This is a genomic window from uncultured Lactobacillus sp., from assembly GCF_947367125.1.
Classification (GTDB): Bacteria; Bacillota; Bacilli; order Lactobacillales; family Lactobacillaceae; genus Lactobacillus.
Genome location: NZ_CANBCQ010000046.1, coordinates 1 through 19,958, shown reverse-complemented (window position 1 = coordinate 19,958; position 19,958 = coordinate 1). Strand labels below are relative to the sequence as shown.

Sequence of the window (19,958 nt, the reverse complement as noted above, 5' to 3'; positions counted from 1 at the left end):
TATAAGCTTCTGCCGCATTCCTTAACGCGACTTTATTAATTTACCTTATTTTCTCCTCTTTGGCAAGTCTGTGTTTTCGTTCGGGTTTGCCGCGATACACTAGGTGGTGTTGTAACTATTACTCAAATATATTTTCATCCAATCAAAAAGATTTACTTAATTTATACTTAAATAATTCGAAAATTGCCGTTTTCTTCTATAATTTCTGCAAAAAATAATTTTATTTTTTTCAAAATTATTTATTTTCTCTAAATTAAATCAAGATTCCGTTGCAGTGATCTATTTCATGCTGAATCGTCTCTGCTACAAAACCACTAAAGCTTTGAGTTACTTTTTCCATCTTTAAATTCTGATAAGTGACTGTAATTTCCTCATAGCGTTGAACTTGTTGCTCGCCTTCTAAAGATAGACATCCCTCCGTTGCAAGATACAGCTTCTTTTTCTGAATAATACGTGGGTTCAACATTACAAATGGAAGTGGTCCAGCATAAAAGGCAATAATTCTTTTTGTTTTACCAATCATATTTGCAGCTACTCCTGCAGCCCTGCCTTGATTAGCCATCAATGTATCGCGCAAGTCCGTAACAATTTGCAAATCGTTTTTTTCGGCTACGCTAGATTTTTGTCTTAAAAACAATTGATCATGAATTATCTTTTGTACTGTCATATTTCTATTCCTTCATCAATAAATATTTTTATTCATTATAATTATAAACGAGGTGACATCCATTGAATAATCAAGCGAGTTTTAAATTATCCCCTTATCATCAACTTAATCATGAACAAACACTCTTAGTCCAAAAGATTTTGAACTTTGCCGTTGCACATATTGCTAATCAAAGCTATCCAGCAATTTTTACTATCTATGGTGCAGCCGGTACGGGTAAAAGCGTGGTTCTTTCGGCACTTTTTGACCAATTACAAAAATTAAGTCGACAAAAGAGCGGCAAATTGTACAAGACGCAAAATTATTTCTTAGTCAATCACCCTGAACTTTTAAAAGTCTATAAACAAATTGCAGGGCCAATCAAAGAATTATATAAGAAGAATTACATGCGGCCGACATCATTTATTAATCAGCTTGATAAAAAGCAAAGCAGCGCCGATATTGTTGTGATCGATGAAGCACACCTGCTTTTATCCCAAGCTGATCACTACAATAATTTTTATCATGACAATCAATTAAGCGAAATTATTAAGCGGGCTAAAATTGTCATTCTGGTATTTGATGAAACTCAAGTTTTACGAATGAAAAGTTTTTGGACCCGTGAACGCCTTGAAGCAATTACTCATCAATATACCCATGAAGATTATCAATTGCAGCATCAATTCAGAATGATGGCCCCTGATAGTTTAGTAAAGTGGTTTGATTCTTTTACTCAAGGAAAACTAATGCCCTTAACCAAAGAAATGTGGCATAACTACGACTTTCGGATTTTTACCGATGCCGAAAAAATGCGGCAAGAAATTGTAAAGCGCAATCAAACAGCTGGACTAGCGCGAATTCTTTCAACTTCTGGCTACCCATCTACTTTAGATGGTGGCAAACACTATATTGAAGAAGGAAAATTCAAGATGCCGTGGGATCAATATAACTATACTGCAACACCGTGGGCTGAAATTCCTGAAACCATCAATGAAGTTGGTTCCATCTATACTTGCCAAGGATTTGACTTAAACTACGCTGGAATTATTATCGGTCCACCAATCAGTTTAGTTTCAGGAACTAATCAGCTTAAGGTTGATTTAGACAAAATTACCGATATCGAAATGTTCAAAAAGCGTAGTGACCTGACTGATCCGCAAGAAAAAATAAAATACGAAGAAAAAATGGTTATGAATTCACTTAATGTTCTATTTAAACGTGGCATTTACGGAACTTATTTATATGCTCACGATCCTAAGTTAAGAGAAAAACTAGCTCAGCTTTTTCAGCAAACTCAACAAAAGTAAGCCTTTTCAACAATATTATTGCTTGTATGGTGCAAAGATCGCGCTAAAATGTAGACATGACACTTTTAAGGGAGGCCTTTAAAATTTTTAAAAAATCAATTATCGGCTTGGCAGCTGCAGCTTTAATCACTACCATGCCTGCACTAGCAATCAGCAAGCCAATACAAGTACAAGCCAGTTCATACTCTAAAAGCGAGATGCGCAGCTTCGTCCGTAATACTTTAGCTCAAAGCAATAACCGCGGTAGTCTCGTTATTATCAAAAACGGCAAACCACAACAAATTAGTTACGGCTATGCTTGGTATGGTAAACAAATCGGCAATGGGAATGATAATGTAGTTTACCCTGCTGCTTCTTTACAAAAAATTGTTACAGCAGCGATGGTAATTCAGCTAATGAACGAAAATTGGCACACTACTCAAAAATTCACTCAAAATACCAAAATTTCACGCTGGTATCCTAATCTCAAAAATGCCGACAACATTACTCTTGGTCAATTAATGACCCATACTTCCGGCATTCAAGCAGCTAATACCGAAATTGATCGCGGTAAAGTCTTAAGCGAAAACGATGCAATTAATTGGGCTGTTGACAATGCTAACAATAGTACATCAGGGACCCCTGGAACTTATTTTTACAATAATACTAACTACATTCTTTTAGCGGGAATTATCAGTAAAGTTAGCGGTCAATCTTATGAAAGCAATTTTAATAACCGGATCATCAATAAGTTAGGCTTAGCTAACACTTTCCTTTATCAAAATATTCCAAATTGGAAAACCGATCCCATTTCTTATATTTGGAGCAACGGCAAAAATTACCAAAACGCGGAATACGTGAAGAAAACTCTCGCCTCCCAACTTCCAGGTGCAGGTAACATGTTTACTACGCCAATGGATTACTACAAAATTCAACTTGGCTTAACCAATGGTAATATTTTAAGCAAAGCTGATTTCCATTACTTAACTCATCTTAAAAGTGCCACAACTAACTACTCTGGTGGTGTTCACTTAGACGATGACACCACTAAATCTGCCTATGGTAGTTTAAGCAATACTCACTTTGGCAACTGGTTCAAAATGACCACCGACAACCGCTACGGCTTGATTATGTTCTTGAATCAAACTAGTGGCAGTGAAAGTGATCAAAAAGATGTAGGAACTAAAATCCTAGACCATATTAAACCAGGTATGTTTGATGAGGATAATAACCAAGATGATCAAGATTAATCGAAACTGATGCTGATGCCGATTAAATCAAAAAAAGTCTTTCCCAACGGAAAGGCTTTTTTAGTTATTCAAATAATAATTCGTTCATCGACTCACTTAACGGCTGCTGCAACAATAAATTCATCCCTACCGCCGCTTTCCTCTTTGCCCCAAGCAATTCTTCACTAACAGAATCTGCCTGAATCTTAGCTTCACCTAAATAAAAGAACTGCTTACTATCTGCATCGCTTCTTTTAACAAATAAATGCAGGTGCATCCCTGGCGTATGCAACAAACGCTGTACTTCTTCAGAATCCAAATGACGGGGCACTCGCGTATACCAGCGCAAACTTCGACCATCAGCTAACGTATTTTGATACAAAGCATTGCGTTTTTTCTGGTCATCTTTGTGATATGTAATAAAAATTGGCGTATCTTTTTCACCTACGCGATAACCATACATCGGTGCTGAAACATCTTTCGGCCAGTTCAACAAACGGCAGGCATCTTTACGATCATACTGCTGATACAAGGTAAATTGTTGTTGATTATTATACTTTTGATTTAAAGCTAGCCCTGTTTTGATAACATCAATGAATAGTTCTTTAAAATTCGGCTGCTTTAAAGCTGACCGTAATGACGCATTTAATTGATAATCAAATAAATTACTGTGCTCAACTAGCGGCAAATCACCATATTGCTTTCTTTTAGTAGTCTTACCCTGCTTCACATCAAAAAATGACAGCGATAAGATTGCCATCACCGAAGCCAAAACTTCATCATTTACATAGGCGCGGTGCTGCTTTAACTGGGTTAAATAGTCTTCTTGTTTAACTACATTTTGCTCCAGCAGCATTTTTAACAATAATAATTCATGAATTCTTTTGCCACTAAGTAATTCTTTAGTTAAAAACGTCAATACTTCATGTTCGTACTTTGACAAAACTACTTCTTCGCCCATTTTATGTAAAAAATCCGCATAATTATCTAAGCCGTGATTTTGGGCAAAAACAGTTGGTGTCACGGAGCCATACTGATAAAAATCAAATAAAAGTGGTAGCCGCCCCAATTTATTCTTTAAATCATGATAGCTTTGGCGCAACTCACGCATCCCATCAAGCTTAACATTATCCAGCGAAGCCAAAATTTTTTCACTGGCAATTTTGCTAAAGTTAATTGTTGAAACATCGATAAAATCAGGCAAGCGTGTTTCTCGTTTTGCTTGGTCCTTGCTTCTAGACGTATCTTGATTCAATGCAATCGGAATCAAATAATTATTCTTATAGTTACCAATAAAGTCCAGTACAACCGTAAAATCCTTACCTGGATACTTACGCAAACCACGACCTAACTGCTGAATAAACACAATACTGGACTGGGTATTACGCAGCATGACGATTTGATTTAATGCCGGAATATCAATGCCTTCATTAAACAAATCGACCGCAACAATATATTCAATTTTTCCTTCGCATAAAGCTGCTACCACTTCATTGCGTCTTTTGGCACTATCTTCATTTGTTAAAGCAATGGCTGGATGTTTTCTTTGGGTAAATAATCGCGCTAATTCGCGAGCTTCATCCTGGCGGCTGCAAAAGACTAGCCCTTTAGCCGCTGGCCCACAATAGCCATAGTATTCTAATTCTTTTAATACATAATCGACCCGTGTACTTGAAACTAAATAGCGTAAATTCGTTGTTTCATCAATACTTACCCCATCGGCTTCATAATCTTGAACTCCTACATAATGAAAAGGAGCCAGCATCTTTTCTTCAAGTGCATCCCGCAGGCGAATTTCATAGGCCAAATTATAATCAAAAATCTGGTAAACATTCTGTTCATCCATCCGCTCAGGTGTTGCCGTCATGCCCAAGCAAAAGTTTGGTTTAAAATACTGCAAAATTCGCTGATATGACGGAGCAGCCGCCCGATGCGCCTCATCAATCAAGATATAGTCAAATTCATCATTCTTAAATTGAGCCAACATGTCCGGCCGACTCATAGTTTGCACCGTCGCAAACAAATACTTTACCTGCAAATCGTGCTTATTGCCAGTTAATAAACCATAATCTGATTTTTTGCCACCAATTACCCGATAAAAACTAGCCAGTGACTTTTTAGCTATTTGCTCGCGGTGAACTAAATATAAAAAACGTCGTGGTTGATATTTTTTAACAGCAAATGCACCCAAATAAGTCTTACCTGTTCCAGTGGCAGACACTACTAAGCCACGTTTTTCACCATTGGCAACAAGTAACTTTAATTGCTTTAAAGCTTCCTGCTGCATTTTATTAGGTAAAATTTTTGCCACTTGTTGCTTAGAAGTAACTGACTTAGGCTTGATCCAATTTTGACGATAATTTGCTAACCAAGCTGCATTCAAAACAAAGCTATTGTGTCTCAAATCAGCAATTTTATTTGCCAATTGTGCCGTTAGATCTGCTTGCTGTTTAGAGCTCACTTTTAGTGCCCATTCATAATTCGCTAATAAAGCTGACCGCGTAAAATTAGCACTCCCAATGATTATCGTTTGATAGTCTTCATGCTCAAATAAATACCCTTTAGCATGAAAACCTGCCTGATTAGCAATGCGTATTTCCAAATTAGGAATCTTCTGCAATTCAGTAAAAACGCGGGGATTATTAAAACCCAGATAGTCGCCTGTAATAATTGTGCCCTGGACTCCTTTTTGAGCTAAATCGGCCATTACTACTTTAAATGGCACTAACATGTCTTGTGTAATAAAAGCTACTGCCCAGGTAAAGCTTTGACAGCTATAAAGTTCACGGCGTAAAGTTAGCCAAATTTTTTCTTGTTGATTATTGCTTAATAGTTTAGGACCAAATTCTTCACTGCCCAAATAATTTTGATTATCAAAGCCATTCAAAATTGCATCCCTGATTGCGTCTACCATCTTTTTCACCTCACAAAAATTCTACTAAAAAAGCACTCGTCTGAAAAACGAATGCTTTTATTTATCTATTTCTGTTGCCATTTTTCATGCCAGCGATACAAAATTAGTGGCAAAACAGAGACGATGGCGCACATTCCAATTAAAGTCCAAACATAAACAGCCCGCAAGTTGCTTGGTGTACCTTGTGCTGGTACAAATGTAACGAAGAAGGCCACAATTGTAATTGCCAAGGCTAACACTGAAATAGCAATACTTAAATTAGGATTCTTGCTCATGTAATACAGGCGATGATAGTCTTCATGCTGTTTCTTTAAAACCATGTAGGCAATAAGCATAATCATGTAAACCATCAAATATTGTGCCGTAGTTGCCGCCAGCGAAACATTGAAGGCAAAGTCTGCATCAGCTCCACTTGTAAAAGTAATCAATAAAGCTGAAATCGTAACAATGCTTGATTGCAAAATCATAATTCTTAATGGCACGCCATGCTTAGTGGTTTTGGCAAAAAACTTAGGCATATAGCCTTCCTTAGCCGCTTCATACATCCCTTGGTTAGGTCCGGCAATCCAGTTGCCCAGTTCACCAATGATCCCACAAGCTAGCATGACACCAACAATTTTTTGCAAAATATCACCCGGCAAACCAATTGAAGTCAATAATCTACCATAGGTGTAAACAAAACCTGTACTATTTTGAATCTCACTCTTAGGAACCGTCATCCCAATAGCCATACTCCCAAGCAAGTCAAAGCAAATCGCAGTTACGGCTAAACCAAGCATAACCTTTGAATATGACTTGATATGATCTAAGTTCTTAACATGCGGCGCAGAAGCTTCACCACCACAAAAGGCCAACATAAATGGCACAAAAGCAACTAATGTATTACCGTTCAATTTATGCGGAATGACGGTCTGCCAATTAATTGTCATGTGCAAGGGTTGACCTTGAGCTACATAAACTAAGAACGAAATAATTAATAAAATTACCGGTGTCGCAATTCCCAGAATAAACAACCATTCAGCGATTCGACCAATCTTTCTGACTCCGATCACCTGGATTGCGGTTGCACCCCACAGGATAATCATCATTAATAAGAAACGTACTATCGGTGTGGTATTAAACCAAGGCGTCCCAAAAGTAATTGAAAGTGCCCCAATGATCACATACATCATCGTATCCATCCCTACTGTGATATGGATCCACTGATAAAACATGGCCGTCCAGCCAGTCTTATCGCCTAATGAGCCTTTCACCCAAGTAAAAATACCACCTTTTTCCCAACCATCAATTGATGCCATTTCCCCGGCTATTTGCGTAATTGGAATAAACCAGGCAATACCAGCAATTAACAAATAAAATAATGCGGTTGCTCCAGTTTTACCAAATGGCGCAAGCTCGTCAACGGAAATAACCATTGAACTAGTCATCGCGAATAGCTTAAATGCTGTCAGACGATTGTACTTCAGATCCTGCTCCAAAGCCCAATCTTCTTTTTTCTCGTTATTCAAAGAATTTCAACCCCTACTTCTTTTTCAAAATAAAAACATTTCAAAAAGAAATTATACTAGGGCTTGCTTCAATTTAAAGATTTATTTCAAGCAAAATTGGGCAGTGGTCTGCTCGTTTGCCCGTATCGATCATCTCTGAGCGGACCACCTGATCAGCAATGCGATTGCTTACTAGCCAATAATCAATTCTCCAGCCTGAGTTGTTTGCCTTAGCGGTTCTAACCCGTTGTGCCCACCAAGAATATACATCTGTAATATCCCCATGAACTTTTCTAAAAGTGTCGGTAAAACCTGCATTAAGCAAATTGGTAAAGTCGGCTCTTTCTTCATCAGTAAAACCTGCTGAGTGATGATTATTTTCGGGATGCTTCAGGTCGATCTCAGTATGAGCACAGTTGTAATCACCACTAGCTAAAATTGGCTTTTGTTTATCTAACTTCTTCAAATATTCAACATACTTTTGATCCCAAATTTGACGATCACTCAGCCGCTTCAAGCCACTGCCTGAATTTGGCGTATAAACCTGGGTGACAAAGCATTTATCAAATTCCAGTGTGATTATCCGTCCCTCATGATCCATCGGCTCAGGAGCGCCAATAACTGGCTCAGATGCCACAGGAGTTAATTCCTTCTTATATAAATACATTGTGCCAGCATAGCCTTTTCTAGCTGGTTCTTCTGAAGAGCGCCAAACATAGTCATACTCAGGGAACTTTTCAGCCAACACTTCTTTATGTTTTTTAGTTGGCCCAGTTGCACGCAGCTTAGTTTCTTGAATCGCAATAATATCTGGATTGGCATCATGAATTTTAGTTAAAACTTGCCGCGTTTCTTCCGCCCTAGCTGAAGTACCAGTCAGAGCTGCATTTAATGAATCGATATTCCATGAAATTAAGATCATTTTTCTTCCCCTTTGTTTTAGTTCTCAAGTTTAATTATAACGAAAAAAAGAAAAAGGACTGATTTAGATGACTTTTCTAAACCAGCCCTTTTAAGGGAGTTGTGTTGAATGAGAATAACGAGATTTTTTTACATTAGTCTACTCATCACTAATGTTGCGAAGATAAATCATCAAGATTAACAAAAGGTTCAACGCAAGAGATGATGCAGGGGACTTGATTCCTTACCCTCGCAAAAAGGGGATGGACTTTATCAATCTTAGCTTCTGTGGTCGCATAGGGGACAACCAACAAGAAGCAATACCCAATGTATGAATTAATAAAGGCCTAATAGGATGTATTAATAAGGAATTAGAAGATTTGTTACCTTCTTACAATTCATCTCTATTTTGTTGCGTTGTATTTTTGTTATGAGTATATAATATCAGTGCTATGACATACTGTCACTATTTATTTTATGTCTTTAGAAATCCTTAAACTTTTACATCAAAAAAAGCAAACTAACTCTTGCTTGAGTTAGCTTGCTTCTTAGTAAATAGAAATTAGGGTATTAAAAATTAAGATCTGCGCTTCTTGCTATCTGCTAATCCTAATAAACTTCCAGCAGCTGCAATAGCTACACCGATAGCAGTTAGAGCAACGTTATCCTTCTTCCCCGTTTGTGGCAAAGTAGCTTTTTGTTCACTGTTTACCGTCTTCTTCATAGTTGGGGAAGCTGGCTTAGCTGTAGCTAAAGGTCTTACAGTAACACGACCATTATTAGCATTTTCGCCATTGCCTAGACCAGAATTCTTAGTTTGCTCACCGCGGCCTTTAGCACTAGTCTTCTTGCCGCCATTATCCTTGGCTGGAGTCTTAGTAGCATGAGGAGTTGGTGCAGGGGTGTCATCATTATTATCTGGAGTTGGTGTGATTGGCTTCTGTTCTGGTTTTACAGGTGGAGTAACTGGAGTTGGATTATCACCTGGATCTACCGGTGGAGTAACCGGCGTATCTGGAGTGCCAGGGTTATTAGCCTTATAGTTAATTACTACCTTAGCATTTGGAGTATCTGGAGTTACTGCCATAGCAGGAACTTGGGCTGGATCTGCAGTGTAACCTTTTACTTGATCTGGAGTAAATACACCCCAGGCAGCAGGACCATCAGCTTTCCAAGTGCCAGCCTTAATAATTTTGCTGTGATCAGCACTATCTACAGTATTAGTACGAGTGAAAGTTACTGATTGCTTGATTGTCTTAGGATCTTGGTTTGGAATATTTTCAACAATAGTCCGCACTACTTCGTGGTTTTCATTAATTTCTTCAGTTACTACGATAGTAGTCTTGCTGTCGGTTGTCTTACCATCTGGCCAGTGAGTTACTACAACTGCAGGAATATGTCCGCCCTTATCAATATCTGGTGTAGTCTCCCAAGTATAAGTCGTGTCAGGAATCTTGTCCTTGATATCGTTAGAGTTAGTAACTACAGTACTTGGATCTGGAACCTTATCACTCTTTGGTACATAGATAATGCCTGGCACAGTTGGTGCGATGACAGTTACAGGGACGACCGTAGTGCCTTTAGTACCATCTGGATAAGTTACTTCAACTACACCTTGAGTAGAACCCGGCGTCTTAGTTGATGGAACTTGCGCCCAGTGGATGTCAGTAGTACCAGCAGGTTCACCGGTAATGCCCTTAGTAGGATCCGGAGTATCTGCATCAATATGAGTTATGATTGGCTGACCTTGAAGGTCGACTACAGTGACTTTAACGCCAACAGATTGTCCCAATTCACTTTTATAGGTAACGTCTATTATTGCGCTATAGTCTCCAGCCTTATTGGTATTTACCTGATCCTTGATATTTTTACTCCATTCAACATTTTGATAGGCCTTATCAATATTGGTTGGCAAGCCTCTGTATGCATCCTGGGTAGTAAGGTTCTGCCCTTTATTAACATAAATTACACCACCTTTAGCAATAGGTGCATATTTATAATCTGCATAAACGTTTGCTACATCATGATCTAATGCATAACCCCAGTTAATATTTGAAGTTAATTCTTTATTTGAATACATACTTCCATCTTTATGATGGATGGGGAATACATTATCAACATGGTAAATATTTTTATTTTCATCAGTAATAGTTAGACCACCAGCTGCCCTATACTTAATACCATCTTTTAAATATGTATCTCTAGTAATGCCTAACTTAGCTAATTGTTCATCTGAGAGCTCTTTACCTTCTAAGCCTAATAAAGTTAAAACATCTTTATTGGTAATAGCATTATTTTGATTGCTTGAAACATTATTATTTTTTACAGCTACATTAGAATCCACCTTTTCTTCTCTAAGAGACTCTGAAGTACCACTGTTAGTGGATGGAGCATTAGAATCTGCAATGTCTGCGGATTCCTTACTATCTAGCGCAATATCTCTTGAAGCATTTTCATTTTTATTTTGTCCTTGCAAGTCATCATTTTGATGGCTGTCTTCAATTTCAGTTTGTTGACCAGCAACTTTAGTTACCTCTTCAGACTCTGCTTTAGCAGTATTTCCTATACTATCGGCGTGTACGGCCTGACCACCAAATACCATAAAAGTTGTACCTACTAATACGGAAGCAACTCCAACTGTTAACTTGCGAAGGCTAAAGTGCTGCTGTGTTTCACTTTTCCTTATTAAATTTTTCTCCATTACGTTTTCCTCACTTAATACTAAGCAATTTCAGTCCATTTAGTATAAGTTTCTCTTCTACTATCACCTACTGGATATGCATAATCAGTGTATCTAATCTTATAGAAGTGCTTATCAACTTTAATGTAACTTACTACGCCATATGCATCTGTAATTTTTGATGTTATCTTAACTGTTCTGTAAAGCTTACCATTATCTTTATGATCTCTACCATCTTCTACTCCAATAACGTCAAGACTTACGTCAACATCTTGAGTAGTACCATCACTGTAATGAACAGTTGCAATACCTGGGATGTTAGCACCTGGTACAGCTGTGCTTGGAGTATTCTTCCAAGTTACATCAGTAATACCAAAGTGATCTACAGTTGAAATATTAACAGTGGTCTTAGCTGCTGGAGCGACATCATTTTGATATACCTTTTGAATATCACCTGCAGTAGCACCTTGAACAGTTACAGGGATGTCAAGAGTAGTAGTATAGCCATCGGCATAAGTAATCTTCAAAGTACCAGTTTCGTCAGTAATTGATGAAGTATTTGGTACATTTGCCCAAGTTACAGTTACACCTACTGGCTTATCAATTATCTTACCGTCCTTGTCAGTCCAGCTTAAGTTTACATTTGCTGGATCCAATGATGGAACATTTTCGTTAGCGCCTACGTGAGTAGTTACCTTTTCACCAGCTGGAACTGATACATGATACTTAAGAATGTAGTTGAATACTACGTCAGCAAGTTTATCTACTGAACCATCTGCTACTACTGAAGCACCTGCTTCTGGGTTAGTTACAACATAACCTGGGATTGATGGAGCGTTATATGTCTCAACAGTTCGTGGCTTCCATGCATTCCACTTGATTTCGCCAGTTACAACGTTCTTCACACCGGTTCTGTGAAGAGTTACAGTTTGCGTATCTGCATATTTCTTCTCGCCATTTACATCAGTGTAAATATCACGGGTTACATTCTTTTCAGTACCTTCACCATCAGTGATAACTTGAGTATTTGACTTGTAGTTGAATACTACATCGGTGAGTTTGTCTACTGAACCATCAACTGTTACGGCTGGACCAGCATCTGGGTTGGTTACTGTGTAGTTATCAACCTTAGGAGCAACCGCTTTTTCAATTGTGCCTGTTGTCCAATCACTCCACTTAATCTCACCAGTTACAACGTTCTTATCACCAGTTCTATGAAGAGTTACACTTTGAGTATATGCTGGATCGTCAGATTTAACACCATCAAGACTAGTGTAAACATCACGAGTTATGGTCTTTTCAGTACCTTCACCTGTAGTGATGGTTTCATGATTGTCTTTGTAGTTGAATACTACGTCGGCAAGCTTATCTACTGAACCATCTAGAGTCACAGCTGGTGCTGCATCTGGATTAATTACAGTATGGTCCTTAATTTCTGGGGCCTTGTATGCTGACATAGTCTTTGGTTCCCATGCGTTCCACTTAATTTCACCAGTAGCCATGTTCTTGTCACCGGTTCTATGAAGATCTTCAATTTGAGTATCTACCTTTGTAACGGTACCATCCACATTAGTGTAAATGTCACGGGTAATATTCATCGTAGTACCTTCACCTGTAGTTATAGTTTCATGATTTGCTTTGTAAGTAAATACTACATCAGCAAGTTTATCTACTAAACCATCAACTGTTACAGCTGGACCGGCATCTGGGTTGGTTACTGTGTAGTTATCAACCTTAGGAGCCACTGCCTTTTCAATTGTCTTTGGTTCCCATGCGTTCCACTTGATTTCACCAGTTACAACATTCTTATCACCGGTTCTATGAAGGGTAACACTTTGAGTATATGCTGGTTTATCAGATTTAATACCGTCAAGACTAGTATAAACATCACGAGTTACAGTCTTCTCAGTACCTTCACCTTCAGTAATGGTTTCATGATTGTCTTTGTAGTTGAATACTACGTCGGCAAGTTTATCTACTGAACCATCTAAGATTACAGCTGGGGCCGCATCTGGATTAATTACAGTGTGATCTTTAATTACTGGTGCTGGGTATACTGACATATTCTTAGTTTCCCATGGATTCCAAGTAATTTCACCAGTAGCCATATTCTTATCACCAGTTCTGTGAAGAGTTTCGCTTTGAACATCTACCTTTGTAACGGTACCATCCACATTAGTGTAAATGTCACGAGTTACAGCCATAGCAGTTCCCTCACCTTCAGTGATACTTTGGTGATTTGCTTTGTAAATAAAGGTTACAGGGGCAAGTTTATCTACTGAACCGTCTACCGTTACAGCTGGAGCGGCATCTGGATTTTGAACAGTATAATTTTCATATTCTGGAGCATCAAACTTACCCATTGTTACAGGTTGCCAATCCGTATAAGTCACCTTACCAGTTACTAAGTTTCTTTCACCAGTTCTAGTTAATTGAACTGATTGGTTCTGGTACAAGGTCTTGTCTTGACCTTCAAGTTGAGTGTAAATTGCTCTAGTCACTGTCTTTTGGGTATCGTTGTAAACAGGTGCGGTGCCTTCAACTACGTAAATAGTTTTTGCTTCGGTTGGAGCTACATTACCAAACTTAACAGTAATTTGTGATGGCTCACCTTCCGCTAACTTGTAATTTACAGGAACCTTCACATCGTAAACAACAGTTGAATTAGTTTGACCACCAACATTATCAGTTGAAACAACTTGATTATTTGTCTTATCTACATAATTAATTTGTTGATTGAAGTAGTTAGCAGCATACCTAAACGTTACAGTTGAGTTTTGTGTATCGCCATTAACCACAACTGCTCTAGCATCATTTGGATTAATTACAGTGTATCCCTTAAATTCTGGAGCATTTACTGCTTTAAATGACTTAGTATTCCATTGACCATAAGTTACCTCACCAGTTACTAAATCAGTATTAGTTGATCTAGTTAAGATTGCTTTTTGGTTTTGAACAGTCTCTGTATTGCCGTTTTCAGGGTTGATTGCAACAACATCTCTAATCACGGTCTTATGATCACCATCTTGATCAAACTTATGACCATGTTCAACTAAGATATTGATTGGGGCGGCTTCCTTGGTACCAAATGTAATACTGCTTGGAATTTGTTGACCTGGAACAATTACCCAATTAGTGGGTGCTTGGGCAGTATATGCAACTGTTTCATTAGTCTTACCATTAATATTATCCGTTCCAACAATGTGAGTATTATCGTTAATATCAACATAGTTTACAACTTGCTTTTGTGCATTCGCAGTGTATTCAAAGATTACATTATCAAGCTTCACATCTTTAGCATTTTTGTTTCCATGTAATACTACTTCTGGAGCGGCATCTGGGTTTTGAACAGTATAGCCGGCAACATCTGGAGCATTTACTTTGGTAAGAGTTGCTGGTTGCCAATCATTCCAAGTGATTTCACCAGAAACCATGTTCTTGTCTCCAGTCCTATGTAGAGTGATTGATTGACGAGCTACCACAGATAACACTCCATCAACATTTTTAAATACATCACGACTCACATTCATTTGACTGTCAGCACCAGAATCGATAGTTTCGTGATTTGCCTTGTACTGGAATACTACATCAGGTAACTTATCAACTGAACCATCTACCATAATAGCCTTACCAGCATCTGGGTTAACCACTGTATAGTTAGTATATGATGGGGCTTTGTATGCATCCATTTGTTTTGGTTGCCATGCATCCCAAACGATTTCACCAGTCTTATTATTCTTGGTACCTGTTCTCTGAAGGATTACACTTTGAGTATCAACCTTAGTTGGCTCATCTTGACCTTCTAATTGAGTATAAATACCACGTGAGAATGTCTTTTCAGTACCTTCGCCTGTAGTTACTTGATCATGTAATTTCTTAACTACAATAGTAGTTTGTGAAGTAGTAGTCTTACCATCAGTCCAGTGAGTAATTATAGTTGCTGGGAATGAGCCAGGGGTTGCAGTACTTGGAGTATCTTGCCAAGTATAAGTAGTACCTGGTAATTTGGAATTAATATCACCACTATTAGTAATAACTGATTCTGCGCTAGGTGTTGGATCATCTTGCCATACAGTTACAGTCTTTTGGGCTTCTGGAGCGAGTACATGAAGAGTTACATTGGCAGTGCCCTTGTTACCATCTGGGTAAATTACCTCTACAGTACCCTTTGAGTCACCAGCCTTGTCAGTCGATGGTTGATCAGTCCAGGTTGCTTTAGCACCACTTGGTTGACCATCTACACTAGTGTCAGCGGCAGGTACGTCAGCACCGATGTGTGTAGTAATCTCTTTACCTTGAAGATCAACAACTACTACTTTAACACCAACTGATTGACCTAATTCACTTTTATAGACTACAGCAACCGCAGCGTCATATGTACCAACTTTATTAATATCTACCTGATTACCAATATTCTTATCCCAATCTACACTTTGATAAGCTTTATCAATATTGGTTGGTAAGCCTCTATAAGCATCTTGAGAAGTAAGTGTATGACCTTTATTAATATAGATAACCCCACCTTGAGCAACAGGTGCATACTTATAATCTGCATCAGCTCCCTCTATTTCGTGGTCCAATGCATAGTCCCAATCAATATTCGAAACTAGTTCCTCATTTGAATACATACTACCATCTTTATGATGAAGAGGAACTATACCATCAACTTTAGATGAGTCTCCATCCATATCATGGATAGTTATACTTCCTGTCGCTCTATATTTAATTCCATCTTTTACATATGTATCTTTGGTAATTCCCAACTTAGCTAACTGTTCATCAGAGAGTTCCCTGCCATTAAAACCTAGCAGGGCAAGTGCATCTTTTTGGGATATAGCATCTGAAGCTTTACTATTAGAATCAGAACTATTAGTTAAATCTGATGAATCATTAACTTTATTTTTAGTTTCAACCTTAGCACTATTATCAGTAACAGCTTCTTTATTTTGGAAATTTGTAGAATTATTAGTTGTAGTTTGTACTAATTCTGTTTTGGTATTCGTAGTTTCAGTCTCAGCTACTTCATCAGATTTACTACTTACTTCATTATTAGTATTTTTGACCTCATTCGTAGCTTTTACTTCATCAGCTTGGGGTAAATTATCTACTTTACTTTGTACTACCTCTTCAGTCTTTACTTGATTTGAAACATTGCTATCAGCTTGTGCAGTTTGAGTACCAAATACCATAAAAGTTGTACCTAATAAAACCGAAGCAACACCAATAGTTAACTTACGAAGACTAAATCTTTGATGGTCTTCTCCTCTATTAATAAATCTATTTTTCATATTTTCCTCCGTTATGTTTAAAAAAGTTATTTAACTAATTTCCAATCAGTGTATTTAATTTGCTTATTCCCGCCATCAGGAATACTCTGAATTACTCGATCTCTAGAGTATGTTTTACTTAACGAAATGACATCTACCGTACCATCTGAAGCAGTTACTTTTTGGTTAAAAGTAATTGTTCGATAAAGTAATTTATCATCTTTATGATCGATACCGTACTCAATTATCTTTGGATTTATCACAATTAAGATTCCTCAAATTCCTTATCTAACTTCCAAGAAGTATAAACCTCTCTATTTTTGTTACCTACCGGATAGGCATAATCAATGTACTTAATCTTGTAATAAGACTTAACAATTTTAATAAGCTGTACATTGCCTTCAGCATTCGTAACTTTAGAAGTTATCACAATATTTCTATATAGTTTCGCATTATCCTTATAATCTCTACCATCTTGTACTTCACGTACATCAACATAAGGATCAATAACTTGAACAGTACCATCAGTGTAATGAACAGCCACCTTACCAAATGATTGAACGGTTGGCTTGTCCATGGCTGGCTTTTCAATCCAATCAATACCACTAATGCCGAAGCGATCTACTGCGGTAGTATTAGCAAAATGACTAGCTTCTGGTAAAGTTGATTCATCATTTTGATTAACCTTAGCGCCATTATTTTTAACAGTTGCACCTAAAACCTTAACTGGAACGACAACCTCTTGTACTTCACCGTTAATGGTAATCTCTACAACTCCAGTACGATCAAAGCTATTATCAGCAGTAATTGTGGTCGTATTCGGATCAACTACCCAAGTAACTTGATAGCTCTTTGGGGCCTTAGTAATATTGCCATCGGTGTCCTTCCAGGTAAAGCTAATATTATTAGTACTTAATGATGGTGAAACCTTGGTATTGGCATTCACATGAGTAATTAAAGCATCCACATCTTCAACGCTAGCCTTAGGAATTGCATAAATCGTACCAAATGAAAGTCTTTGTGGTGCCCACCAATTAAACTTATTGTTGAAATCAGAATGACCATAAACTAATGATTTCCCATCAGTAAACTTAACGGCACCATTTGATCGATCAAAGGTGATGCCATCTTTACGTTGATCAATATTTTGATCCCAGCGACTTTGATTTTTACCGTTATAGTTGTATGAATAATCACCCCATTTATTCTCAGTTCTTAAGTAGTCAAGGTTCCAAGAATAATCGGCATTTTTACTGTGATTACCCGCAATCCATTGCTTTAAAGGCATTCCCTTAGCATCAATTACAACAGAATTACCGCCTATTGAGCTACCGCCTTCAAGACGCAACAAAATACCGTGTTGATTACCAGTACGTTGTAAATTGACATATTTAGCATTACCAAACTGAACCTTATCAGTGGCATCAACACCATACATTGAGATTAACCCTGTAGTATATAAATCTTGATCGTCACCTAAATAGCCAGCAAGCTTGTCACCATATTCATGCCAATCAGATTGAGCTGCATCTTGTAAATCGAGAGTTGCACCTTCATCAACCAATAAGTTTTGCTTACTATAGGCATTTGTAGAATAGCTACCAAATGAAATTAAGCCGTCAATTGCTGGCAATCCAGAATTTTCACGGACAATTTTTAAGGTAGCACCCTTCTTAACTTCTAAAGTATTATCGGCACCGCTAACCTTGTTAGTACCTATTGAAATAGGTGATACATGGTGTCCATTGTTATTGTCGCCCCATGCTACTTGACCATTATTATCTTGTAAAGTCTTAATATTTAAAGTTGCGCCTTCATTTAAAATTAAGTTACGAGCACCCCAAATAGCAGTAGTATTGCCACTGCCCATGTTCATTTCTACGTTGGCATTTTTATTGAGGATAACGTCACCATTACCTTCAATTAGAATACCCTTGGTATTTCTAACTGCGTGATTGGGATTAATCTGCAGCTTAGCACCTTCACCAACATTCACAGCGACATTATTATCGCCATCTCCAACAATCTTTATTGCAGCATTGCCATGTAGGAACCATGAATCACTAGTATCACTGACGTTCATGACTACATTTGCATTAGGATCAATATCAACTGAACGCGCATAAATTGCATTATAAGCACCATTATGCAGAGTTGAGTTAATGATGACGTTGCCTTTTAAGCCTACATTTACTTGTTCAGATCTAAGAAGCATATCACCAGTTTGTTCAACGTTATCATAGGTGATCTTGTCCTTTTGAGCGATCCTTACAGCTTCATTATTAAAGAAAAATGGCGAATAATTCTTATTAGTATTGGTAATATTAATGTCCTTTAAGGTAATGTCCCAAGGAGTATATTCCTTCTGACCAACTTTCCAATAATGGTTTGGGTCACAGAAACTAATAAAGTGATCACCAAAATTAATGGTGTTGCGCCTAGTGGCATCCTTACTGGTAATCGTTAACTTACGAGCAATATTCCAGTCTTGCCAATTATTTGCTGCACTATCTAGCTTAAGTTCATCTGTATTACCAGTCGCATTAATATCATTATTCAATATAATTGCATCAACATCTTTATTGCGAAGAGCTGATGTAAAGCTCTTCCAGTCGGTAACGTCAACAGGTGTGTTATAATGATCCGCCTGTTGGTTTTGCAATGTCTTAGTTGAACTGGTCTTAGTGGTATTATCTACGACTGTATTATTACCATTCGCCTTACTCTCTACTGTATCAATAGTGTTAATATTTGAACTTTTATCAGTCTTTATTACATTTGTAGTTGTCGAACTCGCTTGATCAACGACAGTCTTATTGTTAGCATTAGTCCTCTCTACTTGACTAGCACTCACATTCTGTTTTTGATTAGAAGCTTTATCAGCTACTTCTATCTTTTCACTTTCTTGACTACTCTGTTTTTGAACAACTGAGCTAGTTTGTTCAGCATCTCTACTTAAATCATCTGCATGAACAGCATGACCACCAAGAAACATAAAGGTGGTCCCTATTATTACAGAAGCAACACCAATTGTCAGCTTTCTTAGGCTGAAATGCTGTTGGCTTTCTCCTTTAAAATGCATATTCAATTTTCCTCCGATATGTTTGTTTCTCTACTTAAAGTCCATTATATAACTTGAGTTATATAACGCAAATGTGTCTCTTATACAAATCCATATACTATCTTTCACTAATATTGCTATATACAAAAGTTTTCATATATATAGGATTGAGATTAGGTAACAGTTAATAATAGCTGTAATTTTTAAGCCATAAACTTTTTTTGAAAAAATTGCAATTTTTTTGCTCAGAGTAAAACTTGACTTTTATTTTTCTTAAAATCTATACAAAAAAATGGTTCTTTTGTGTTTTGTTGAGCAAGTAAAAGCGTATAATGAGGACTGGTCATACTAATAAATTTTACGGAGGTTAAATTTATGACAAAGATTTTTGCTTACGCTATTCGTAAAGACGAAGAACCATTCTTAAACGAATGGAAGGAAGCTCACAAGGACATCGATGTAGATTACACTGATCAACTTTTGACTCC

The 19,958-nt window shown here is 37.5% G+C and carries 10 protein-coding genes and 1 pseudogene; 3 read left to right on the top strand and 8 right to left on the bottom strand.

Annotation, left to right across the window (positions count from 1 at the left end):
- Positions 1–253: 253 nt before the first annotated feature.
- Positions 254–667: a peptide deformylase gene (locus Q0Y84_RS11010; RefSeq protein ID WP_297953602.1), complete on the bottom strand. Its 414-nt coding sequence runs from the start codon at positions 665–667 to the stop codon at positions 254–256.
- Between the two features lie 62 nt (positions 668–729).
- On the opposite strand from Q0Y84_RS11010, the gene Q0Y84_RS11005 reads away from it, so the two are divergent.
- Entirely contained in the window at positions 730–1,953 is a 1,224-nt protein-coding gene (locus tag Q0Y84_RS11005; protein WP_297953599.1) for a DUF2075 domain-containing protein, read from the top strand.
- Positions 1,954–2,150: 197 nt separating this feature from the next.
- Entirely contained in the window at positions 2,151–3,182 is a 1,032-nt protein-coding gene (locus Q0Y84_RS11000; RefSeq protein WP_366791878.1) for a serine hydrolase domain-containing protein, read from the top strand.
- Between the two features lie 64 nt (positions 3,183–3,246).
- Here Q0Y84_RS11000 and Q0Y84_RS10995 read toward each other — a convergent pair whose 3' ends face one another.
- The 7 genes from Q0Y84_RS10995 to Q0Y84_RS10965 all read right to left on the bottom strand — a co-directional run bounded on the left by Q0Y84_RS10995 (position 3,247) and on the right by Q0Y84_RS10965 (position 19,491).
- The gene (locus tag Q0Y84_RS10995) at positions 3,247–6,075 is read right to left on the bottom strand and encodes a DEAD/DEAH box helicase (protein WP_297953597.1); all 2,829 of its coding nucleotides are present in this window, start codon (positions 6,073–6,075) and stop codon (positions 3,247–3,249) included.
- Positions 6,076–6,140: 65 nt separating this feature from the next.
- Complete coding sequence (locus Q0Y84_RS10990; protein ID WP_297953594.1) at positions 6,141–7,583, bottom strand: amino acid permease; 1,443 nt, start codon at positions 7,581–7,583, stop codon at positions 6,141–6,143.
- A 73-nt stretch (positions 7,584–7,656) separates the two neighbouring features.
- Entirely contained in the window at positions 7,657–8,484 is an 828-nt protein-coding gene (locus Q0Y84_RS10985) for an exodeoxyribonuclease III (RefSeq protein WP_297953591.1), read from the bottom strand.
- A 555-nt stretch (positions 8,485–9,039) separates the two neighbouring features.
- On the bottom strand, positions 9,040–11,163 hold the full coding sequence (locus tag Q0Y84_RS10980; protein WP_297953588.1) for a Rib/alpha-like domain-containing protein: 2,124 nt from the start codon (positions 11,161–11,163) through the stop codon (positions 9,040–9,042).
- A 20-nt stretch (positions 11,164–11,183) separates the two neighbouring features.
- On the bottom strand, positions 11,184–16,430 hold the full coding sequence (locus tag Q0Y84_RS10975; protein WP_297953586.1) for a Rib/alpha-like domain-containing protein: 5,247 nt from the start codon (positions 16,428–16,430) through the stop codon (positions 11,184–11,186).
- 26 nt (positions 16,431–16,456) lie between these two features.
- Entirely contained in the window at positions 16,457–16,672 is a 216-nt protein-coding gene (locus Q0Y84_RS10970) for a hypothetical protein (protein WP_195923325.1), read from the bottom strand.
- Between the two features lie 2 nt (positions 16,673–16,674).
- On the bottom strand, positions 16,675–19,491 hold the full coding sequence (locus tag Q0Y84_RS10965; protein ID WP_297953581.1) for a pectate lyase-like adhesive domain-containing protein: 2,817 nt from the start codon (positions 19,489–19,491) through the stop codon (positions 16,675–16,677).
- 354 nt (positions 19,492–19,845) lie between these two features.
- Between Q0Y84_RS10965 and Q0Y84_RS10960 the strand changes: the two are divergent.
- Positions 19,846–19,958, top strand: a pseudogene (locus Q0Y84_RS10960) (lactate dehydrogenase); the annotation flags it as partial.